This is a genomic window from Synechococcus sp. HK01-R, from assembly GCF_014217855.1.
Classification (GTDB): domain Bacteria; phylum Cyanobacteriota; class Cyanobacteriia; order PCC-6307; family Cyanobiaceae; genus Synechococcus_C.
In genome coordinates, this window is the sequence record NZ_CP059059.1 from 1,963,397 (window position 1) to 1,983,653 (window position 20,257).

24 protein-coding genes and 1 other RNA gene are annotated in these 20,257 nt (G+C 57.5%); 15 read left to right on the top strand and 10 right to left on the bottom strand.

What is annotated here, in order from left to right:
• Positions 1 to 20: 20 nt before the first annotated feature.
• Positions 21 to 947, top strand: coding sequence for a CHAD domain-containing protein (locus H0O21_RS10390; RefSeq protein WP_185189627.1), 927 nt, complete (start codon positions 21 to 23; stop codon positions 945 to 947).
• Here H0O21_RS10390 and csaB read toward each other — a convergent pair.
• Positions 883 to 1,956, bottom strand: coding sequence for a polysaccharide pyruvyl transferase CsaB (gene csaB / locus H0O21_RS10395; protein WP_185189628.1), 1,074 nt, complete (start codon positions 1,954 to 1,956; stop codon positions 883 to 885). The two genes, H0O21_RS10390 and csaB, sit on opposite strands and share 65 nt — an antisense overlap.
• A gap of 70 nt (positions 1,957 to 2,026) precedes the next feature.
• Between csaB and H0O21_RS10400 the strand changes: the two genes are divergently transcribed.
• The 3 genes from H0O21_RS10400 to psaK all read left to right on the top strand — a co-directional run bounded on the left by H0O21_RS10400 (position 2,027) and on the right by psaK (position 2,967).
• Positions 2,027 to 2,323 (top strand): DUF2499 domain-containing protein, encoded by a 297-nt coding sequence (locus tag H0O21_RS10400; RefSeq protein WP_131455321.1) that lies wholly within the window; start codon positions 2,027 to 2,029, stop codon positions 2,321 to 2,323.
• The gene (locus tag H0O21_RS10405; protein WP_255440989.1) at positions 2,316 to 2,645 is read left to right on the top strand and encodes a DUF3593 domain-containing protein; all 330 of its coding nucleotides are present in this window, start codon (positions 2,316 to 2,318) and stop codon (positions 2,643 to 2,645) included. The genes H0O21_RS10400 and H0O21_RS10405 overlap by 8 nt, the downstream gene beginning before the upstream one ends.
• 64 nt (positions 2,646 to 2,709) lie before the next feature.
• On the top strand, positions 2,710 to 2,967 hold the full coding sequence (gene psaK, locus H0O21_RS10410) for a photosystem I reaction center subunit PsaK (RefSeq protein WP_131455322.1): 258 nt from the start codon (positions 2,710 to 2,712) through the stop codon (positions 2,965 to 2,967).
• 57 nt (positions 2,968 to 3,024) lie between these two features.
• Here psaK and dxs read toward each other — a convergent pair whose 3' ends face one another.
• A complete protein-coding gene (gene dxs, locus H0O21_RS10415) occupies positions 3,025 to 4,959 on the bottom strand; it encodes a 1-deoxy-D-xylulose-5-phosphate synthase (RefSeq protein ID WP_185189629.1) in 1,935 nt (644 codons plus the stop codon).
• A 70-nt stretch (positions 4,960 to 5,029) separates the two neighbouring features.
• Here dxs and ilvA point away from each other — a divergent pair, with 70 nt between their 5' ends.
• Genes ilvA through H0O21_RS10430 form a run of 3 tightly spaced genes read left to right on the top strand, consistent with a single transcriptional unit; the run spans position 5,030 to position 7,462 of the window.
• Positions 5,030 to 6,580: a threonine ammonia-lyase, biosynthetic gene (gene ilvA, locus H0O21_RS10420; RefSeq protein WP_185189630.1), complete on the top strand. Its 1,551-nt coding sequence runs from the start codon at positions 5,030 to 5,032 to the stop codon at positions 6,578 to 6,580.
• 47 nt (positions 6,581 to 6,627) lie between these two features.
• Positions 6,628 to 7,140 (top strand): SMC-Scp complex subunit ScpB, encoded by a 513-nt coding sequence (scpB, locus tag H0O21_RS10425; RefSeq protein WP_131593588.1) that lies wholly within the window; start codon positions 6,628 to 6,630, stop codon positions 7,138 to 7,140.
• 25 nt (positions 7,141 to 7,165) lie between these two features.
• The gene (locus tag H0O21_RS10430; protein ID WP_131455326.1) at positions 7,166 to 7,462 is read left to right on the top strand and encodes a YggT family protein; all 297 of its coding nucleotides are present in this window, start codon (positions 7,166 to 7,168) and stop codon (positions 7,460 to 7,462) included.
• Here the strand turns inward: H0O21_RS10430 and H0O21_RS10435 are convergent.
• A complete protein-coding gene (locus tag H0O21_RS10435; RefSeq protein WP_131455575.1) occupies positions 7,459 to 7,788 on the bottom strand; it encodes a nucleoside triphosphate pyrophosphohydrolase family protein in 330 nt (109 codons plus the stop codon). The two genes, H0O21_RS10430 and H0O21_RS10435, sit on opposite strands and share 4 nt — an antisense overlap.
• Before the next feature lie 94 nt (positions 7,789 to 7,882).
• On the opposite strand from H0O21_RS10435, the gene pyk reads away from it, so the two are divergent.
• From pyk to H0O21_RS10455, 4 genes are read left to right on the top strand one after another with little or no spacing between them, the layout of a single operon-like run.
• Positions 7,883 to 9,649, top strand: coding sequence for a pyruvate kinase (pyk, locus tag H0O21_RS10440; protein WP_185189631.1), 1,767 nt, complete (start codon positions 7,883 to 7,885; stop codon positions 9,647 to 9,649).
• 7 nt (positions 9,650 to 9,656) lie between these two features.
• Positions 9,657 to 10,886 carry an ABC transporter permease gene (locus tag H0O21_RS10445; RefSeq protein WP_185189632.1) on the top strand — a complete coding sequence of 410 codons (1,230 nt, stop codon included), beginning with the start codon at positions 9,657 to 9,659 and terminating at the stop codon, positions 10,884 to 10,886.
• A gap of 54 nt (positions 10,887 to 10,940) precedes the next feature.
• Positions 10,941 to 12,857, top strand: coding sequence for an ATP-dependent zinc metalloprotease FtsH (ftsH, locus tag H0O21_RS10450; RefSeq protein ID WP_185189633.1), 1,917 nt, complete (start codon positions 10,941 to 10,943; stop codon positions 12,855 to 12,857).
• A 55-nt stretch (positions 12,858 to 12,912) separates the two neighbouring features.
• Positions 12,913 to 13,143, top strand: a complete 231-nt coding sequence (locus tag H0O21_RS10455) for a hypothetical protein (protein WP_131455330.1) — start codon at positions 12,913 to 12,915, stop codon at positions 13,141 to 13,143.
• An 18-nt stretch (positions 13,144 to 13,161) separates the two neighbouring features.
• Here H0O21_RS10455 and clpP read toward each other — a convergent pair whose 3' ends face one another.
• The gene (gene clpP, locus H0O21_RS10460) at positions 13,162 to 13,752 is read right to left on the bottom strand and encodes an ATP-dependent Clp endopeptidase proteolytic subunit ClpP (protein WP_131455576.1); all 591 of its coding nucleotides are present in this window, start codon (positions 13,750 to 13,752) and stop codon (positions 13,162 to 13,164) included.
• Between the two features lie 80 nt (positions 13,753 to 13,832).
• On the opposite strand from clpP, the gene psb29 reads away from it, so the two are divergent.
• On the top strand, positions 13,833 to 14,522 hold the full coding sequence (psb29, locus tag H0O21_RS10465) for a photosystem II biogenesis protein Psp29 (RefSeq protein ID WP_185189634.1): 690 nt from the start codon (positions 13,833 to 13,835) through the stop codon (positions 14,520 to 14,522).
• Positions 14,523 to 14,556: 34 nt separating this feature from the next.
• Here psb29 and H0O21_RS10470 read toward each other — a convergent pair whose 3' ends face one another.
• Positions 14,557 to 15,933, bottom strand: coding sequence for a hypothetical protein (locus H0O21_RS10470; protein WP_185189635.1), 1,377 nt, complete (start codon positions 15,931 to 15,933; stop codon positions 14,557 to 14,559).
• Positions 15,934 to 16,041: 108 nt separating this feature from the next.
• Positions 16,042 to 16,143, bottom strand: a complete 102-nt coding sequence (petN, locus tag H0O21_RS10475) for a cytochrome b6-f complex subunit PetN (RefSeq protein WP_131455333.1) — start codon at positions 16,141 to 16,143, stop codon at positions 16,042 to 16,044.
• A 71-nt stretch (positions 16,144 to 16,214) separates the two neighbouring features.
• On the opposite strand from petN, the gene clpS reads away from it, so the two are divergent.
• Both clpS and H0O21_RS10485 read left to right on the top strand, forming a co-directional pair.
• On the top strand, positions 16,215 to 16,511 hold the full coding sequence (gene clpS / locus H0O21_RS10480) for an ATP-dependent Clp protease adapter ClpS (RefSeq protein WP_185189636.1): 297 nt from the start codon (positions 16,215 to 16,217) through the stop codon (positions 16,509 to 16,511).
• Positions 16,512 to 16,521: 10 nt separating this feature from the next.
• Positions 16,522 to 17,172, top strand: coding sequence for a TVP38/TMEM64 family protein (locus H0O21_RS10485; protein ID WP_185189637.1), 651 nt, complete (start codon positions 16,522 to 16,524; stop codon positions 17,170 to 17,172).
• Positions 17,173 to 17,277: 105 nt separating this feature from the next.
• Here H0O21_RS10485 and H0O21_RS10490 read toward each other — a convergent pair whose 3' ends face one another.
• A complete protein-coding gene (locus H0O21_RS10490; protein ID WP_185189638.1) occupies positions 17,278 to 17,505 on the bottom strand; it encodes a hypothetical protein in 228 nt (75 codons plus the stop codon).
• Positions 17,506 to 17,579: 74 nt separating this feature from the next.
• Here H0O21_RS10490 and H0O21_RS10495 point away from each other — a divergent pair, with 74 nt between their 5' ends.
• Positions 17,580 to 17,858, top strand: coding sequence for a DUF2103 domain-containing protein (locus H0O21_RS10495; protein WP_185189639.1), 279 nt, complete (start codon positions 17,580 to 17,582; stop codon positions 17,856 to 17,858).
• 26 nt (positions 17,859 to 17,884) lie between these two features.
• Here the strand turns inward: H0O21_RS10495 and ssrS are convergent.
• The 3 genes from ssrS to H0O21_RS10510 all read right to left on the bottom strand — a co-directional run bounded on the left by ssrS (position 17,885) and on the right by H0O21_RS10510 (position 20,218).
• Positions 17,885 to 18,067, bottom strand: a non-coding RNA gene (gene ssrS, locus H0O21_RS10500) — 6S RNA.
• A 1-nt stretch (position 18,068) separates the two neighbouring features.
• On the bottom strand, positions 18,069 to 19,253 hold the full coding sequence (locus H0O21_RS10505; RefSeq protein WP_185189640.1) for a 5-(carboxyamino)imidazole ribonucleotide synthase: 1,185 nt from the start codon (positions 19,251 to 19,253) through the stop codon (positions 18,069 to 18,071).
• A 65-nt stretch (positions 19,254 to 19,318) separates the two neighbouring features.
• Positions 19,319 to 20,218 carry a carbohydrate ABC transporter permease gene (locus tag H0O21_RS10510; RefSeq protein ID WP_131455337.1) on the bottom strand — a complete coding sequence of 300 codons (900 nt, stop codon included), beginning with the start codon at positions 20,216 to 20,218 and terminating at the stop codon, positions 19,319 to 19,321.
• Between the last annotated feature and the right edge of the window lie 39 nt (positions 20,219 to 20,257).

Sequence of the window (20,257 nt, forward strand, 5' to 3'; positions counted from 1 at the left end):
ATTGTCCCAATGCCTTTTTTATGCAATTGGCTCCTATCACAATTGGTGAGTTTAGTCACTCTTTAATTCAAGTACAATTGCATCGCATTGTTTCTCTTCAAGTTAATGTTATCGAAGATCGAGATGTCGAGCCATTGCACCAGCTCCGCGTCAGCTTGCGGCGACTTCGTTGTGTGCTCTTGCAATTTGAGCCGTTTCTTGACCTACCGAATGGTGTTACAGAACGAAGAGTTTCCCGCCTATGTTCATCACTAGGACTCACCAGAGATCTTGATGTTCTACAGGAACTTGTTTCCGGTTCATTTTCAACGATGCTTGGTGGTAAAACTGATGAAGAGCTTGATGCTCTGAAGAAGGCTATTGGTCGTGAGCGTAAACGAGCAGCCACCGATATGAAACAGTTTTTACGAAGTTCTACCTATCTTAAGTTTATCTCACGTCTTCAAGGCTGGACTCGCAAACCCAAATTCCACCATTCTGCATCCCAGCCAATTGACGACTGGGTCGATGAATTGATTACCCCTTATCTATCTGCTCTGTGGTTGCATCCTGGCTGGCATCTTGATCCGATCAGCCACTCGATCGAACTCCATTCATTGCGAAGCAAGATTAGACGTACTCGCTATATGCTTGAGAACATCAAAACTCGCTGTAGATCTGACCTTGATATTCATCTTCGTCAATTCAGAAGACTGCAAGAACTTCTTGGAGATCTTCATGATCTCCATGTTTTTGATCATTTGATCAATGAATCAAGAATTAGAATCTCTGAGAAGCAAAAGAATCACGTGCTTCACGCCAGCCATCAACAACAAAAGCAGATTGTCACTCTTTGGGATGTCCATAGTCGGCGTCTTTTAAGATTATCGACGCGACGCGTACTCAGTCGACGCATTTCAACTCATCCAACAAAATATCTGCATGTACGCGTGACCTCGACTGAATAGTCAGGATTTTCGATGGATCTGCTGGATGGTCAAATTGTTCTGACCAGGCCAGTAAACATTGATCAACAGTCAGTTGATTCCCGAGATCAAGGCAGGATGCCATCACCATTGATGCCGCTGCCTTGACTTTGGGGTCATAGCTCAGGGCTGAACAGGGTGCTCCAGCCAATTGTGCCAAAATCAGAGCATGTAGACGCATCGGAATCACTAACCTCGCCCTTGAAAAAATATTCAACGCCTGATCGATTGTTTGGCATGTTGAAAAAGTTGAAGCTTCTTTCAGTCGCTTCGTGAAGGCATCCAGCGTCTGAAGTTCATCTGGAAGCAGACGATCTTGATCGGCATGAAATGCCAACCAATGAATCGTCACACCTGTCCGACTTTGCAGTCGACTCAACGCTGTGATTAAGACAATCCATCCTTCATCGTCGAGGCGTTCAGTCGGCCTCCAACAAACGACAACATCCCCTCCCCCGATCCATTGCCGCCCTGGATGGCACCAAACAGGATCTGGACCCCAGACCATTGGAACCGATCGTTGCCAACGACAAGCCTGTTGATAGGACACCAGATCTCGCCAGCTGATTGCTGTGGTCAAAGGCAAAACCATTTGAACCAGCCATCGGCTAACGACTCGGTTCAGGGGGCCTAATCCTTGGCCCCAAAGCAGCACTTTTGTGTTGCACACGCGGCTGATCACGATCAGCGTCAGGTAGTAGAGGAGGCTACGGAAGCTCGTGCTGTCCTGGAGGAGGCTTCCTCCCCCGAGGATCAACACATCACTCGTCGCAACCGCTTTGAGAACGGAGCGAAGGGAACGACGTTGAACCGTCTTGCTACTCGGCACCAGTTCTGATACGAGCCTTTGGTCGTAGGCCGTGATCAGCAGACGACAGCTTGTAGGAATCTGACCCACAAGAACCTGAAGTAAGGCGTCATCGCCGAGATTGTGCTCCCCGTAGTAGCCGCATAGCAGAACCCGCCTTGCGCCTTTGCCGGCTGTCGCCATGGCGGATGTTCGGAACCCAGCCATTATCGGCTCTCGAAAGGTTCTAGGTTGAGTTTGTGTCGCCCTCCTTATGCACGCTCTCTCCCTCGGAACCTGGTGGATCCACTGGACCTCGGTTCTGGAGTGGATCCTGGCGATTGTCTTGCTCCATCGCCTTGCTCGTCTTGAGACGGCACCGCGCCTGAATGGCCTTGCGCTCGCCATGACTCCTGCGTTGGTGAGTGCAATGGCGGCCTGTAGCTGGCATCTCACCGACAACAGCGAGCTCTTTCGTCCACTGGTGCTGCTTCAGGCCCTCTTCACCCTGGTAGGCAATTGCTGCATGGCTTTAGCAGCCTGGAATCTGCAAAGAACGACCCGTGCCTGACTCCCTGTTGCATTTGACGACTCTGGATCCGGCTCCTCTCTTTGCTGCGTCCCTGATTCCTTATCTGGTCTTCCTGTGGTTCGTGGGTCGAACGCCCCTGATTCCGAAACTCAGCAGGCTCGGCTTTCAGCTCACCATTCTTTTTGTGCTGATCACCATCCTTGCCGCACTCTGGGCTTTGATTCGGTTCGATTCAGAACTGGTGCAGATTGACTGGCTGCACGGTGGTGCCGAGGCCTTTCTGACCTTGAGCAATGGACTGATCCTGGCCGGCCTCCTCCAACGCCATGATCAACTCAAGGGAACTCCCAGCGGTGAATAACTCTTACGAGGTTGAGACGGATCCCCTCGAAAAGCGGAGGATGAAGCGTCGCATCACGATCTGCATGATCACTTCGCTTCTGGCCATTGCTCCCGCCACGGTTTCCTGGACGCCGAAGGTGGCCCTCGTGATGGTGGTGTGCAATGTCATCGCCATTGGCATCGGCAAGGCCACCATCAAATACCCGAGTGAGGGTGCCAAACTCCCCAACCCCGCGTTCTTCGGCGGTATGGGTCACGCTGCTCTTCTGGCAACCACAAGCCTTGGGCACATCATTGGCATCGGCGCGATTCAGGGGCTTGCCGCCCGTGGCGTGCTCTGAACAGCTGTCACCATTTCTGAAATTTCGCAGACCGGTCAAGAAAGACCGGTCTTTTTTTTACCCCTGCACAAGCGCCGTCGGTGTCCGGTCAAGGGGTGACGAAGAAGCGAGATTTGGGAAATGCCCGGTAATGCGATCGGCCATCTGCTGTGGAGTGAGCCCAAGAGCTTCAAAACTCTGTTGTGGTGTGGCGTGATCAACAAGGCAATCCGGAATCCCGAGTCTGTAGAGGGGAATCAAAATTCCACTGTCGTTGAGCGATTCCAGTACGGCAGCACCAAAACCGCCTGCCAGTGCCCCCTCCTCCATGGTGACGACACGCCCAATCCGCTGCGCCAGTGGATGGATGAGTTGCTCATCCAGAGGGCGAAGGAAGCGTGCATTGATGACGGTGGCCTCAGTTCCTCTCGTTGCCAGAAGATCTGCCGTCGCCATTGCCCTGCTCACCATTGAGCCGTAGGCCACGATCAAGAGGTCATCACCCTGACGCAATACCTCACCACAACCGATGGCGAGGGGCTCCCAGCCCTCTTCCATCAAGGGCACACCTTCACCCGGGCCCCGTGGGATCCGTATGGCGGTTGGTCCGTCATGGTGCAAACAGGTGACGAGCATGCGTTGAAGCTCCGCCTCATCACAGGGGGCCATCACTGTGAAGTTGGGAATGGCCCGGAAGTAACTGATGTCGTATTGACCCTGATGGGTTGGCCCATCAGCACCGACGATGCCAGCGCGATCGAGCACAAACGTGACGGGGAGCTTCTGAATGCCCACATCGTGAATGAGCTGGTCGTAGGCCCTTTGAAGGAACGTGCTGTAGATCGCCACCACCGGCCTGAGTCCTTCGCAGGCCATGCCGGCAGCGAGGGTGACGGCATGCTGTTCAGCGATGCCGACGTCGATGTACTGCTCAGGAATCGCCTTCTGAAGGAGATCCAAACCTGTACCGGTGGCCATCGCAGCCGTGATTCCAACGACCCGACCGTTCTGCTCACAGAGTTTGACGAGGGTCTGACCGAAAACCTTGCTGTAGCTGGGAGGCTTGGGTGTTTTGCTGGGACGTGCCTTCCCAGTGGAGAGATCAAAAGCGGACTGTGCGTGATAGCCGACCTGGTCGGCCTCCGCATAGGGATAGCCCTTGCCCTTTGTCGTGATCACATGGACCAGGACAGGACCACCAACACGGTGTGCCGCCTGGAATGTGCGCGTCATCTCGGCCAAGTCATGGCCATCAATGGGCCCCATGTAAGTGAAGCCGAGCTCCTCAAAAACAGCCCCAACCTTCGGCACGGCCAGTCGCCGCATACTGCCTTTCAGGCGATTCAGCTCGGCCGGCAATTCTCCGCCCATGAAGGGGAGATGTTTCATGCTCTCCTCAACGGAACCCGAGAGGAATTGCATGGGCGGGCTCAGGCGCATGCGGTTGAGGTAACTGGAGAGAGCCCCAACCGGTGGTGAAATCGACATGTCGTTGTCATTCAGCACCACCAACAAGGGGGTCTGCGGAAGATGTCCGGCATGGTTGATCGCTTCAAGGGCCATGCCCCCTGTCAGCGCTCCATCGCCAATCACCGCAACGCATTTGAAGTTTTCTCCGCGACGATCCCTCGCGATTGCCATGCCGAGGGCAGCAGAGATCGAGGTGCTGGCGTGTCCAGCACCAAAGTGGTCGAAGTTGCTTTCGCAACGTTTCAGGTAACCGGCCACTCCACCCTGCTGACGAAGGGTATGGAAGTCGGCGTAGCGACCCGTAATCAATTTGTGGGGATAGGCCTGATGGCCTACATCCCAGACCACCCGATCGTGATCAAGGTCGAGGGTTTGGTACAGGGCCAGGGTGAGCTCCACAACCCCAAGACCCGGGCCAAGGTGACCACCGCTGTTGGATACAACTTCAAGATGCCGCTCTCGAATCTGCCTTGCCACATCCTCAAGCTCAGCCGTGGACAGGCCATGCAGCTGATTCGGATGGGTCAATTGGCTCAGTTGCATGCCCGTCCCGCGGCCGATTGATGCAATCTACGGTTCCTCTTGCGGATGCGGCGGTTGCGAGACTGGAGGAATGGATCACTATCTCCCCCGCATCCTGCGAGCCCGTGTCTATGACGTGGCCCGAGAAACCCCTCTGGAACCAGCAGCCAATCTGAGCCAGAGACTGGGGAACAGCATCTGGCTGAAGCGAGAGGACCTCCAACCTGTCTTTTCGTTCAAGTTGCGGGGTGCTTACAACCGCATGGTCCAGCTTGATCAGGACGAGCTGGAGCGGGGTGTCATTGCCTCAAGCGCTGGCAACCATGCCCAGGGCGTGGCCCTTAGCGCCCAAACCCTGAGCTGCAGAGCGGTCATCGTGATGCCGGTGACCACTCCAGATGTGAAGGTGCAAGCCGTCCGACAGCGCGGTGCGGAGGTCGTGCTGCACGGCGAGACCTATGACGAGGCCTATGCCGAAGCCCTGAGACGCAGTGAGGCCGAAGGGCTCTGCTTCATCCATCCATTTGATGACCCTGACGTGATTGCTGGTCAGGGCACGATTGGGATGGAAATCCTCCGGCAGCTGACCTCGCCCCCCGATGTGATCTACGTCGCCGTTGGAGGTGGTGGCCTCATCGCGGGAATCGCGGCCTATGTCAAGAGTCTTTGGCCAGGGGTGGAGATCATTGGCGTCGAACCCCATGACGCGGCTGCGATGACGCTGTCCCTGGAGTCTGGAGAACGGATCCGTCTTCCTCAAGTGGGGCTGTTTGCCGATGGTGTCGCTGTGAGGGAAGTCGGAGAGCACACGTTTGCAATCGCGCAGCAATGCGTCGACGCCATGGTGACCGTCAGCACGGATGAAATCTGTGCGGCGATCAAGGACGTCTTTGAGGACACGCGATCCATCCTTGAGCCGGCAGGAGCCCTGGCCATCGCAGGAATGAAATCCGATGTCGCTCGACGGGGTCTCAAGGATCGGCGTCTTGTCGCGGTGGCTTGTGGGGCGAACATGAATTTCGACCGATTGCGCTTCGTTGCCGAACGCGCCGAACTCGGTGAAGAGAGGGAGGCCATGCTGGCCGTTCAAATTCCCGAGCAAGCCGGCAGTCTCCGCAATCTCTGCGAATTGCTCGCATCACGAAGCCTCACGGAGTTCAGCTACCGGATGGGAGATGGGTCGCAGGCTCAGATCTTCATGGGCGTTCAGGTCCGTGACCAGGCTGATCGCGACGATCTGATCAACCACCTGCTGCGTCACGGGTACGGATGTCAAGACCTCAGTGACGATGAACTGGCGAAGGTCCATCTGCGTCACATGGTTGGCGGACGATTGCCCGTTAAAGCTCTTCAGGAATCAGGTCGGAATTGCAGCGAGTTGCTCTACCGCTTTGAGTTTCCAGAGCGCCCAGGCGCTCTGATGCGCTTTGTCAGCGCCTTGCATCCCGAGTGGACGATCAGCATCTTTCACTACAGAAATCACGGGGCTGACGTTGGCCGGATCGTTGTCGGCGTGCTGGTTCCAGAGAACGATCGAGACGATTGGAACCATTTCCTTCGGGATCTTGGATATCCAAGCTGGGAAGAAACCGGAAACCCTGCTTACCGCCTGTTCCTCGGGCCCCGGCAAGACCCTGGCTGATCAGATTTGAGGGGGTACCTTGGGCTGTGGTCCAAAGGGGTGCCCGGATGGCCGATCTGCTTGAGATCTCTCTCCCCGCCAAGCTTGAGGCCATCCTCTACCTGAAGGGGCGGCCGGTCGGCCTCGCGGAGCTGGCCAAGCATGCAGAAGCAACAGAACGTCAGGTGCAGGAAGCGATGCTCACACTGATCGCTGCCTACGCCCAGCGGGATACAGCGCTTGAAATCACGAGCCATGGCGGCCGATACGGCCTGCAACTCAGGACGGGACTCGGAGAACTCGTGCGCGACATGTTGCCTGTTGACCTCTCCACCGCGACTCTGAGAACGCTTGCCACCATTGCGCTCAAAAAGCGCATCCTCCAGTCGGAACTCGTCGAGCTGCGAGGCTCAGGCGCCTACGACCACATCAAGGAACTGCTTCAGCAGAACTTTGTTGAGCGACAACGTCACAGCGAAGGACGTTCGTATTGGTTAAGCCTGACCGAAAAATTCCACCGCACGTTCTCCGTGCTGCCCACCACAGGCCCAATCGCCGCCGAGACCGACGAGGCTGCATAGAGTCTGTGCAGACCGGCTTTCCTCGATGGCTTACGACATCATTTCCAGCCTCCTGCAGATTCTTGCCCAAACACTGCAAATCTATTCGTTGGTGTTGATCGTGAGGGTGTTGCTGAGCTGGTTCCCAAATTTGGACTGGGGCAATCCCGTGCTGAGCACGGTCAGCTCCATCACCGATCCTTATCTGAATGCCTTCCGCGGCTTGATCCCACCCCTGGGAGGACTGGATCTCTCCGCGATCATCGCCTTCATCGCCCTGAGCCTCATGGAACAGCTGCTCACTTCGGCAAGCTTCGCGTTTGCAGGTGCCGTCAGCTTTTAACGTCGGTCGCCACTGCCTCCGAGCATTCCGCGCTCGGCTCGGCTGGAGAGCTTCTCAAGGTTCGCGGCAGCCACTGATTCAAGGCTGAGGTCCAGCTCCGAGGCCAGCTGTGCGACATACCAGAGCACATCTCCGAGCTCAAGCTTGAGATCCTCTCGAATTTGCTCGTCAAAGCAGCCATCGGAATCTCTCAGCACCTTCTTGACCTTGTCGGCGACTTCTCCGGCTTCTCCTGCAAGTCCCAAGGTCGGATAGATCGGATTTTGACCGACATCCGGATAGCGGGCGGTTGTTCTCGCGGCCTGCTGATAGCCATTCAGATCCATGGTCAAAGTGCCGGAGATGAGTCCTCTGAATCCCTGTTGTAGGGGGGAGGTCAAGTCTGGAGGGTAGATTCCGCGATGTTTCCGGCCCCCTTTGATGGCCCAGATCGATCTGAATCGCCGTACCAAGATCGTGGCCACCATCGGGCCCGCCACCGAGTCGCCTGAGCGGATCCGTGAGCTGATTCAGGCTGGCGCAACCACCTTCCGCCTGAATTTCTCCCACGGAGACCACAGCGAGCATGCTGTGCGGATTGCCACCATCCGTCAGGTGGCCAGTGAATTGGGACTGCACATCGGCATCCTTCAGGATCTGCAGGGGCCCAAAATTCGATTGGGTCGCTTTGCCGACGGTCCGATCACCCTGGCCAAGGGAGCCAGCTTCGCCCTGACCTCGCGCTCTGTGAGCTGTGATCAGTCGATCGCGACCGTCACCTACGACAAGCTTGCTGAGGAAGTCACCAGCGGCAGTCGCATTCTTCTCGACGACGGGCGTGTCGAGATGAAGGTTGAGCGCGTGGACCTCGACAATCAAACCCTGCACTGTCAGGTGACCGTTGGGGGAGTTCTCTCCAACAACAAAGGGGTGAACTTTCCAGATGTTCAGTTGTCAGTTCGGGCTCTGACCGACAAAGACCGCACCGACTTGGCATTCGGACTCCAGCAGGGGGTCGACTGGGTGGCCCTCAGCTTCGTGCGTAATCCCTCCGACATGCTGGAGATTCGCGAACTGATCCGCCAGCACGGTCACAGCACCCCTGTTGTGGCGAAGATCGAAAAGTTTGAAGCGATCGATCAGATCGATTCAATCTTGCCCCTCTGTGATGGGGTCATGGTGGCCAGGGGAGACCTTGGGGTTGAGATGCCCGCGGAAGAGGTCCCACTACTCCAAAAAGAGCTGATCCAGAAGGCCAACAGCCTTGGAATCCCAATCATCACGGCCACCCAGATGCTGGACTCCATGGCAGCCAGTCCAAGGCCCACTCGCGCGGAGGTGAGCGATGTGGCCAACGCCATCCTTGATGGCACCGATGCGGTCATGCTCTCCAATGAAACCGCCGTCGGTGACTATCCGGTAGAAGCTGTTGAAACGATGGCAACGATCGCGAGGCGGATCGAAAGGGACTACCCCCAGCGTCGGATCGAAAGCCATCTGCCCAGCACCATTCCGAATGCGATTAGCAGCGCAGTGAGCACCATCGCCAGCCAGCTCAATGCAGCGGCAATCCTGCCCCTCACCAAGAGTGGCGCGACAGCTCACAACGTCAGCAAATTCAGGCCTGCAGCGCCAATTCTTGCCATCACCAGTGAAGTGACGGTGGCTCGGAAGCTGCAACTTGTCTGGGGGGTGACTCCACTGTTGATCGCGCAGCAAAACAGCACCTCTGGAACCTTCACCACCGCGATGGGCGCAGCACAGGACCTTGGACTCCTGAAGGAGGGAGACCTGGTGGTTCAGACCGCTGGAACCCTCGCAGGCGTTGCTGGATCCACCGATCTCGTCAAGGTCGGCATCGTGAGTGCCGTGCTCGGTCGCGGCACAGGGATGGGGCAGGGGACGGTCAGTGGCAGGGTCAGGCTCGTCCAGTGTCCTGGTGACGCCTGCAAAATCGAGAAAGGCGAGATCCTTGTGGTGCGTGACACCAGTGCCGACGATCTGGATGCCATCCGCGAGGCTGCTGCAGTGATCACCGAGGAACCGGTTGAAACGGCGCATGCGGCAGTGATCGCCCAACGTCTTGGCACTCCCCTGATCGCCGGCGTTGCCAATGCGACACGCCACTTACTCGAGGGCGAAGTGGTGACACTTCAGATCCGCGACGGATTGGTGCACCGCGGCACTAGCGTCAACACAGCAATCTGAGGCACAGATGGCCCCCAAGCTGCCCATCGGTGAAACGGTGGGCATGGCCCTCAATACGCTGAGGGCCAATCGGCTGCGCAGCCTTCTGACGATGCTCGGCATCATCATTGGCAATGCGTCTGTGATCAGCTTGGTGGGCGTGGGCCGCGGTGCCCAGAACCTGGCTGAAGACCAACTGAGCAACCTTGGTGCGAACGTGCTGTTCGTCGTGCCTGGCAACAACGACACACGCCGTCAGGGAGTTGCCTTCCCACGCACCCTCGTCCTTGAAGATGCCGAGGCCATTGCCAGCCAAGTGCCCAGCGTCTTGCGGGTGGCCCCCCAGATCACCAGCAGTGAGGTGATCCAAAGTGGGTCCCGTAGTGCCACCAGCTCCATCTCCGGGGTGACCCCCGAGTTTCTTGCAGTTCGCAGCTTTGAAGTGGCTCGCGGAAGGTTTCTCAGTGAGCAAGACGAGAAGGGGGCGCGCAGTGTCGCTGTGATCGGTCCTGATCTCAAGGACAAACTGTTCCCGACCGGGCAGGCAATCGGTCGCAGCCTCCGCATTCGCAACCAGAGCTTTGAAGTCATCGGCGTGATGGCCCCCAAAGGCGCTGTGTTTGGCACCAATCAAGACGAAAACGCTTACATCCCCCTCACGACGATGGTGAGTCGCCTGACGGGAAGGGATCCCACCTACGGCGTCAGCCTCAGCTTCATCAGCGTGGAGGCTCGGGATGAAGCGAGCACCGGCCCTGCGAAATTCCAGATCACCAACCTGCTGCGTCAGAGGCATCGCATCCTGCGGGAGGACGACTTCGCGGTGCGTTCTCAGAAGGATGCGCTCACAATCGTGAGCACCATCACCGGGGGCCTCACGTTGATGTTGGGTGCCATTGGGGGGGTGTCCCTGCTGGTGGGTGGCATCGGCATCATGAACATCATGTTGGTCTCCGTCAGTGAGCGCACTGAGGAAATCGGGCTACGGAAAGCCCTTGGAGCCCGAAGTTCCGATGTGTTGGTGCAGTTTCTGGTGGAGTCCCTCGTTCTGGCCAGCCTTGGCGGTCTCATCGGTACGGCAGTCGGCCTCGGGAGCGTTGCTGCAGTTGCAGCGATCACCCCACTTCCGGCGAGCATTGGCGCAGGCACGGTGCTGCTAACGGTGTCACTCTCCGGATCAATCGGACTGTTTTTTGGAGTGGTTCCAGCCCGACGTGCGGCACGTTTAGACCCAATCGTGGCCTTACGCAGCCTCTGAATCCAGCACTCAAGCAACCAGGACTCTTAAAGTCTCCTGACTGAGATTCTTTTTATGAATCAGCGTTGGCGCCAGCTTGCTCTCTGGGTTCTCCCCGTCGTTGTCGCCCTTGTGCTGGCGTGGCAGGTGATCGGCACTGGCGGTCTCCAGGCGCTGCGTCCCGGTGGTCCGACTGAAGCACCTCGCAATGCGGCTGTCGCTCGCATGAGCTATGGCCGTTTCCTCGATTATGTGGAATCAGGGCGAGTGACGGCGGTCGACATCTACGACGGTGGACGCAATGCGGTGGTTGAAGCCGTGGACCCGGATCTGGACAATCGCGTTCAACGCCTGCGAGTGGACCTTCCCGGTTTGGCTCCAGAGCTCATCAACACGCTGAAGCAGGAAGGCATCAGCTTCGACATTCACCCCCCCCGCTCAGCGCCCCCAGCCCTTGGGATTCTTGGCAATCTCCTGTTCCCATTGCTTCTGATCGGGTCTCTCATCTTTTTGGCTCGCCGATCCAACGGCATGCCCGGCGGCCCAGGTCAGGCAATGCAGTTCGGCAAGACGAAGGCCCGTTTCGCGATGGAGGCTGAGACGGGTGTGAAATTCGACGATGTGGCCGGCGTTGCCGAGGCCAAGCAAGACCTTCAGGAGGTGGTCACCTTCCTGAAACAACCCGAGCGCTTCACCTCCGTTGGAGCACAAATCCCCAAAGGCGTCTTGCTCGTCGGCCCACCGGGTACCGGCAAGACCCTTTTGGCGAAGGCCATCGCTGGCGAAGCCGGAGTTCCGTTCTTCTCCCTCTCCGGCTCGGAATTCGTCGAAATGTTTGTGGGTGTCGGCGCCAGCCGAGTGCGTGATCTCTTCAAACGTGCCAAGGAAAACAGCCCCTGTTTGATCTTTATCGATGAAATCGATGCGGTGGGTCGTCAGCGTGGAGCTGGTATTGGTGGAGGAAACGATGAGCGGGAGCAGACCCTCAACCAGTTGCTGACCGAGATGGACGGCTTCGAGGGCAACAGCGGCATCATCATCATCGCCGCTACAAACCGTCCTGACGTCCTCGATTCCGCCTTGATGCGCCCCGGCCGCTTTGACCGTCAGGTCACTGTGGATGCCCCAGATATCAAGGGTCGCCTTTCAATCCTTGAGGTTCATTCTCGTAACAAGAAACTCGACAGCGATCTCTCGCTCGACAGCATTGCCCGTCGCACCCCTGGTTTCACGGGTGCTGACCTGGCCAATCTCCTCAACGAAGCGGCGATCCTCACAGCCCGCAGACGCAAGGACGCCATCGGCCTGGCCGAAATCGATGATGCCGTCGATCGGATCATCGCTGGCATGGAGGGTCAGCCCCTCACCGATGGACGAAGCAAGCGTCTGATTGCATACCACGAAGTGGGCCATGCTCTCGTGGGAACACTGATCAAAGATCACGACCCTGTTCAGAAGGTGACCTTGATCCCCCGTGGGCAAGCGCAAGGCCTGACCTGGTTCTCTCCTGACGAGGAACAGATGCTGGTGTCGAGGGCGCAGCTGAAGGCAAGGATCATGGGCGCTTTGGGTGGCCGTGCCGCCGAGGATGTGGTCTTCGGCCATGAAGAAGTCACGACCGGTGCCGGTGGTGACATTCAACAGGTGGCTTCCATGGCCCGGCAGATGGTGACCCGCTTTGGCATGAGTGATCTCGGCCCCATGTCGCTTGAGGGCGGCAGCCAGGAGGTGTTCCTCGGCCGCGATCTCATGACCCGCAGTGATGTCTCTGATGCGATCTCCAAACAGATCGACGAGCAAGTGCGTGCCATGGTGAAACGTCTTTACGAGGAGACCGTCAGCTTGGTGAGCTCCCATCGATCCCTGATGGATCAACTGGTCGAACGTCTGATCGAACTCGAGACCATGGACGGAGATGAGTTCCGCACTTTGGTAGCAGAGACAACCACCATCCCCGAGAAGGAGCGCTTTTCACCGGTTCTTAACCCCTGAGGCTCGCCCGAATCCTCTTTCGCCACTAGCTTGAAGGAGATGATCAGTTGATTGGATGAACGACGAGGGAATACGCTCTCCCCTGGAGAGTCACTCAAGCTTTCGTGGTGACAATTGGTCACCGGAGCGCCTTGTCTTCCATCAGAATCTTGAGCAATTTGCCGAACGGGTTGGTTTGATCGTTGGTCTTCAGGCCAACGGCAAGATCGACCAAGAAACTGCCTTTGATGAGATCAAGGGGCTTTGGGGCGAACTAAAAGAGAGCAAAAAGGGGCTGATCAGATAATCAGCCCCCTTTGAATGTTCAGACAGGATGAACCGGTCGGCGATCAATCACTGAATCAATGAGACCGTAGGTAACGGCTTCTTGGGGCGACATAAAGAAATCCCTGTCGGTGTCAACCTGAATCTTGTCCAGGGGTTGTCCGCTGCGTTCGGAGAGTTCCCGATTGAGTTTGTCTTTGAGGAAGAGAATCTCATCCGCCTGGATTCTGATGTCACTGGCCTGACCACGGGCACCGCCGAGAGGCTGGTGAATCATGATGCGGGAATGCTGCAGACTGCTGCGTTTGCCCTTCGTGCCAGCGCAGAGAAGAAACGCACCCATGCTGGCGGCCAGACCAACGCAGACGGTGTGCACGTCCGGTTTGATGTGCTGCATCGTGTCAAAGATGCCAAGCCCGTCATAGACGGAACCACCAGGGGAATTGATATAGAGATAAATGTCCTTTTCTGGGTCCTCAGCTTCTAGAAACAGAAGCTGGGCCACGATTCGATTGGCCGACTCACTGGTCACTGCTTCACCGAGAAAGATGATTCGCTCACGCAGCAATCGAGAGTAAATATCAAAAGCCCTTTCACCCCGGCCCGACTCTTCAATCACGATCGGGATCATGCTGCTCATCCTTCAAGTGCACCGATCCTAACGGCGGCTTCAGCAACGCTATGGTCGTGCCACATCATTTGTGCCGAGCATTGGCCGAGCATCTGACGATCGCTGACAGCAAGCGGGCGTTCCACGCTGCATTCCCCCATGTGATCCCTCCCCTCTATCGGCGCACTGCCGATGAGCTGCTGGTGGAGCTGCATCTGCTCAGCCACCAAAAGCATTTTCAGGTCGATGCCTTCTTCGCAGTCGGCCTGCGCCAGGTGTTCGAGGCGTTCACCAGGGGATACCGCCCAGACGGTCAACTTGCTGACCTGTTCAAGGCCCTTTGCTCAAGCACCGGTTTTGATGCCGAAGCGATCCAACGCCTCGCATCCGAAAGTCAAGCGGCTGTCGCAGGTCACTCTCTGGAGGATGTCCGCGGTTGGTTAGAAACCAAGGGAGAAGGGGCACCAGCACCGCTCGCTGAAGGGCTGCGTCGTGCATCAGGAAGCAGCTTTCACTACTCGCGACTCATGGCCGTGGGTGTGTTCAGCCTTCTGAGTGCGGCCCAGGGTGAATCATCAGCTGACCCCGAGCTGCTTCGAAAGCTGGCTCACGAGGTCAGTGGTGCGATTGGACTGTCGCAAGAGAGGGTGGACAAGGACCTCAGCCTCTACACCAGCAATCTCGAAAGGATGGCCCAGGCTGTAGAGCTGATGGAAGAAACGCTGCTGGCCGAGCGCCGTAAACGCGAGCGTCAGGAGCGGGATAAGGCCAGCAAGGAGCCCAAAGACTGAGGCAGACCCTTCCTCCAGGGCAGTGCCAAGGACTTCAAGGCTGCCCCCCAAGCTGTAGTTCGCCTTGGCACTCAAACCAATCAGCGTCAGCAAGATCACTGCTGAATGGCCGCAGCCGCGTCACCAAGCTGCTGGCCAGCGTGAGCGCGGGGGGCCAACGGCCAGCCAGGAGCTGCTTGCTTCTGAGTAGTGATGGTCGTGCTTGAACAACCAGTGAGACGGCTTTGTCGTCGGCCATGACGAGGGGTACCGGCGCAAGCGCTGGTTGGGTGGCCACACCAAGACTGAATTGTCCTTGCTTGTTCAACCAGCGCCAGCCACCGACGACAGCCCCGTCTCGTAACGGATCACGGAACAGCATCCCGGGCCCCGAAAGGGTTGATGCGTTGAGCCCTCGATCCAGCAGGCGTGTTCGGATGGCTGCCAAGCTCTCGCCCCAGCGGGCTTGACCTCCCGCAAGGCGGGTCTGGATCAAGAGCGCCGCTTGAAATGGGCCCCCTCCAAGCGAGCGCAATTGGAGCTCAAAGGGTTGTGTCGCCAGAATCCTGCGCAGATCTGACTTGAGCTTGAAGTCTGCTTCCAGTGGTTCCTGGATGATCTTGCGGGAGAGGAGAGCACCCAGCAGATCACCCAACGCGCGACCACGGATGGTCAGCAGCTCATTCGAGGCGATTGGATCTGGGCCCTCCGTTGCGGGCAATGGCTGGGCCACGCCTGCGGGTGCCGCTTCCAATGGCCGTCGGCCAACCATTCCCTGCCAGGACAGTTTGGATCCGTTCAACTCAAGATTGAGACAGCCATAGCGAGCCACCTGAAGCAAAGGGGCCAATGGTCCACTCAGCGATGCCAGACCATCAGGAGACCAGGCAACACCAGGATCCGTGGCTAAACGATCCAGGCACATCGCAGCCAAACCTCCGGGTACCGCCCGGGCTGGCGACGACTGGAGCCGTTGCTGAATCTGTTGGCGATGCAGCGGGTCAGCACCCGCGAGCAAAAGCCCCTCCAAGCTGGTGAGTGTGAGCCCCTCACGCTCATTCGTTGGCAACAAGCGAGCTGGAACAACGAGATAGGGCTGACCATCTGCTGCCCAGACCTGCCACCAAAGCCCCGAACCCTGCTTTTTCCAGAGCGATTCAGAGCGACGTAAACCAAACCTCTGGGCCCAGATGGAGGGCACTGGCCTTGAGGGATTCCCACGAAATGCCTGGACCAACTGCATGGATGCCAACAATCTGGCCATGCCACGACGCTGGGACAGGGGTTGATCAGCACTGGTGCCGGAGAGCAGGATTCCGGCACCTCCGGCAAAGCAGAGCAACATCAATGCTCCACCGGTGATGGGATGACGACCGAGGAGGTCCCTCAGCTTTTGCCAGACGCGGTTCGCCGCCTTCGTCGGTCGCGCCATTCGATTGTGGAGAGATAGATGACTGACCCTGTGACGAAGACCAGCAGGAGAGCAGCCGTAAGGGCTAAAGCCTGGCCTAGCCCTGGATTGCTCACAACTTCAGACACCTCAGAAGTTGATGGAGCCGTCGCCGTTGCGGCCCCAGACAACCATGGCAATGGAGAAACTGAACATCGCGGCCAGGGAAGCCCAGGCGAAGGTGAACAGCATCGGGATCAGGCGAGTGCACTGAGTTTAACTAGCCTGCTGACCGATCCTGTCCACGACGTGCAAGTTGTCTCATGAACGTCACATCGCCTGAAACGACCAGCATCCTGGACCGATTGAGCAGGGAAGCGCCCTACCCAAACGCCAGGGTGATTGTGCTCGACGATGACGTGAACACCTTTCAGCACGTTGTGGACTGCCTTTGCCGAATCATTCCTGGGATGGGAAGTGATCGAGCCTGGACGCTGGCTCACCGCATCGACAGCAATGGATCTGCCGAAGTGTGGAGTGGCCCCTTGGAGCAGGCTGAGCTCTATCACCAACAGCTAACCGCAGAAGGATTGACGATGGCGCCAATCGAAAGACTCTGAGGTGTTTGTGATGTCACCAGCATTCAAAAAGGGTTTCAAGATTTTCATCATCGTCTTGATGTTTATCTTGGCGGTCGTTCTTCTCCAGCGCTATGGGCTTGAGCCGCTACAGGCTGCTGTTAAAGAGATGGGCTTCTGGGCTCCATTGGGGCTCTTTCTTTTGCGTGGCATAAGCATCATTCTCCCAGCTTTACCAAGTTCTATTTATTCGCTCCTAGCCGGTTCACTGCTTGGCTTTAAAACTGGCTATCTAACCATTGTATTGTCAGATCTTGTTTTCTGTAGTGCAGCATTCTTCATGGCCCGCCGCTGGGGGAGGGGACCAGTGAGCCATCTTGTTGGCCACAAGGCAATGCAAAAAATCGATGGCTTTAGCAAGAACCAGCTAGAGGGGAATTTCTTCCTAATGACAGGCTTACTGATGACGGGTCTTTTTGATTTTCTCAGTTACGCCATTGGAATCAGCCGCACCCATTGGCTGATCTTCGCTCCAGCTCTTGTCATCAGCGTGTTGGTGAGTGACTCAATCCTGGTTGCCGTCGGTGCAGGCGTGACCCAAGGGGCTGGTCTGATGCTGTTTCTTGCCCTGTTAGCCATGTTTGCTCTTGCCGTGCTCACAGGACTGCTCAAAAAGCGTTCGGCGACGTCTGGCCATCCTTAGGCACAGGATGGACCGCGCGAGAGGCGAGAGTGTCAGCTGCATCAATCAGCCTTGAAATTTCAACAGCCTTGAAATTTCAACAGCCTTGAAATTTCAACAGCCTTGTCAGGCCGCGGGTTGTCGAGTGGAGCGCGTCAACCTCAACAACACTGTGGTCCGCAGCCGTGACGTTTCAGCGTCAAGGACGTAGCGCATGACCCGTCCCGGTGAGAAGGCAAGCCCTCGAACCTCAAGCCGGTGAAGCTCGGTCGTCAGCACACGCACTTCCGCACCGAAACGCTTGCCCAGCGGTCCGGTCACCTGATCACGAAGAGCATCCACTGACTTGAGCATCAGGCAGAAACGGTTGTCTTCCTTTGTCGTAGCTAATCTCGCTAATTTCGACCAGTCGCTGAGCCGCAGCCCCGTTGGGACGTCTGGTTATCACCCACAGCACCTACGTGGAGGGCTTGATTCCCTGGCTTCAGGCGCTGGCCTCAGACCCTGAGATCCAGACCATCACGCCAGCCGTGATCAGTCGTGTGCGAGGACGCTCTCCAGAGCTGCAGCTCAGGCTCTCCACCGCCATGCGCGGTGGGCACAAACTGGTGGCGCGCCGGGGAAGCAGCGCCCAGGAGGTGTTCATCGTCACCGGGCTGAGTCGTGACGAGCTGAGCCGACGCATCGCCAACAGCAGGCCGACCTGACACTGGCGATCGACCGAGCAGCAAAGGGGTGGACCGCCATGCCGTGCGAGCCCCAGTGATCGACCTGGAAGAACCAGAAGGGGTTACAAAGTGGGGATTCGTTTCCGGCTCCAGGGCCGGTCTACGTCTCCTTCACGACAGTCACCCCAAGTCGATAGAGAGTCAGATCAGAGCACTAGAAAAGGCCGTCACCAACATCGCAGTCCACAATCAATTTAAGGGCAGCGGCCAGATCGAGCGGATGACCATGAGCCAATCAGCGGCCTCACGGGAGCGCTGGTCGACACCGTCAGACTCGAGGAGAACGGTCACGTGACCGAGCTTGCGCCCTGGACTCTCATCGTTTTTGCCATACCAATGAAGATGAGCACCTGAAAGCTGTTGCAACCGCTGCAAGCGCTCCTCAAGAGGTGCTGCCTGCTCCGCTTGAAGACCCAGCAGGTTGACCATGAGTGCCCCTGGACAAATCAGCTCAGGATCAGGGACAGGAAGATCGGCCGTGATGCAGAGCTGCTGGTCAAATTGACTGCTGCTGCAGGCCTCAATCGAGAAGTGACCAGAATTATGGGTACGGGGCGCAATCTCGTTGACCATCAGACCGGCCGGGCCATAGAAGAATTCCAGGGCCATCACGCCCACATAACTGAGCTTGGTGAGCAGGGAGGCCGCCATGTTGTAAGCGGTGGCTTCCACGAGCTGCTCAACGGAAGCGGGTGCCAGAACCCAGTCACAGACTTGATGGGATTGGTGGGTTTCCACCAAGGGAAGACTGCGCACACGACCGAAACGATCACGGCTCACGATGAGAGCGAGCTCCTGCTCGTAGTCGATCCAGCTCTCCAGTAACCAACCGGCAGGATCCACAGACCGCAGTAAGTGCGCCAGTGCATCGATGGAGTCAAGAACCCTGGTTCCCTTGCCGTCGTATCCACCACGGGCAGCCTTAGCCATCACAGGAAACGTCCATCCCTTCGGCAGAGATGGGGCACCTGGATCAATCGAGCGAAGCGGTACCCAAGCGGGTCCGGGAATCGACAACGTATCCAGCAATTCCCTTTGCTCAATTTTGTCGACAAGCGGAGCAAGGCTGGCGAGGGAAGGACGGAAACTCACCCCCTGGCGTTCGAGCGGTTGGAGTGCATCCAAGGCAATCCACTCGTTTTCAAAGGTGACCGCAATGCATCCCTCCACCAATCCACGGGTGGCGTCCGGATCGAGAGCATCCGCTTGCACCAGCCGACTGGCACCAGCAGCAGCGGGATCCTGGACCGATGCGGTTTGTACAGCAACCGTCACTGACCGCTTTGCAGCAGCCTCCACCAGCATCTGAGCCAGTTGACCACCACCGATCACCCCGATGGAGGCCCCGGATCCACCGCCGTTGCTGCTGTTCATCGGTGGCATTGCGGGCTCCTCAGAAGGATGCCATCCCAGCTGTCGACCTGCCGCAGAAACGATGATCAGATCAAGCCACGATCACCCGCAGCCAGCCAGCGGATGGCTGTAAGCAGCATGACAAGCAGGAAGAGAGCGAGGCCAACGGTGCAGGCGTAGCTGATTTCCAGTTCCGCGAAGGCTTGGTCATAGACGTAGTACACCAGAGTCTTGGTGGATTCCGCCGGCCCGCCCTGGGTCATGAGAAACACCTCCTCAAACACCTTCGTTGCTGCGATCGCAGAAATCACAGAGACCAGAGTCACGTAGGGCCTCAGAAGCGGCAGGGTGATGTCGACATGTCGTCGCCAGCCCTCACTCCCATCGAGGGCCGCCGCCTCGTAGAGCTCCGCTGGAATGCCTTGAAGTCCTGCCAGAAAGATGACCATGTAATAACCAAGGCCCTTCCAGAGGGTGACCAGCATCACGGAAGGGAGCGCCAGCAAGGGGTTCGTCAGGAACCCGATCGGTTCGAAACCAGCACCGGCCAGTGCAGACAACCAGCCGTTGATCAGACCGTTCTCGGCATAGAGCCATCGAAAGGCAATGGCGGCCACAACAATCGACACCAGGACCGGGGTGTAGAAGGCAGCCCGCAGCCAGTGCATGCCTGGGAGACTGCGATTCACCAGCACCGCCAAGCCAAGCGATCCGATCACCACCGGCGGCACAATCCCGACGAGATACAGCAGCGTGGTACCCAGAACCCGATAAAACATGGGATCGACACTGAGCCTTCTCAGATTCGCGAATCCGACGAAGCGCAGCGGTTCACTCACATCCAGGCCCGTCTGCGTGAAGCTCATGACGAGAGCCATCAGGGCTGGCACCAACACCGAAAGTGCCAGCAAACCAAGGGCTGGAAGTAAAAAACCCCAGGCTGCAACAGAGTCGCGAGCACGGGCGCGATCGGGTCCGATCACCATCAAGCCTGCTGAAGCTTGTGCGGAGCGTAGGCGGATTCC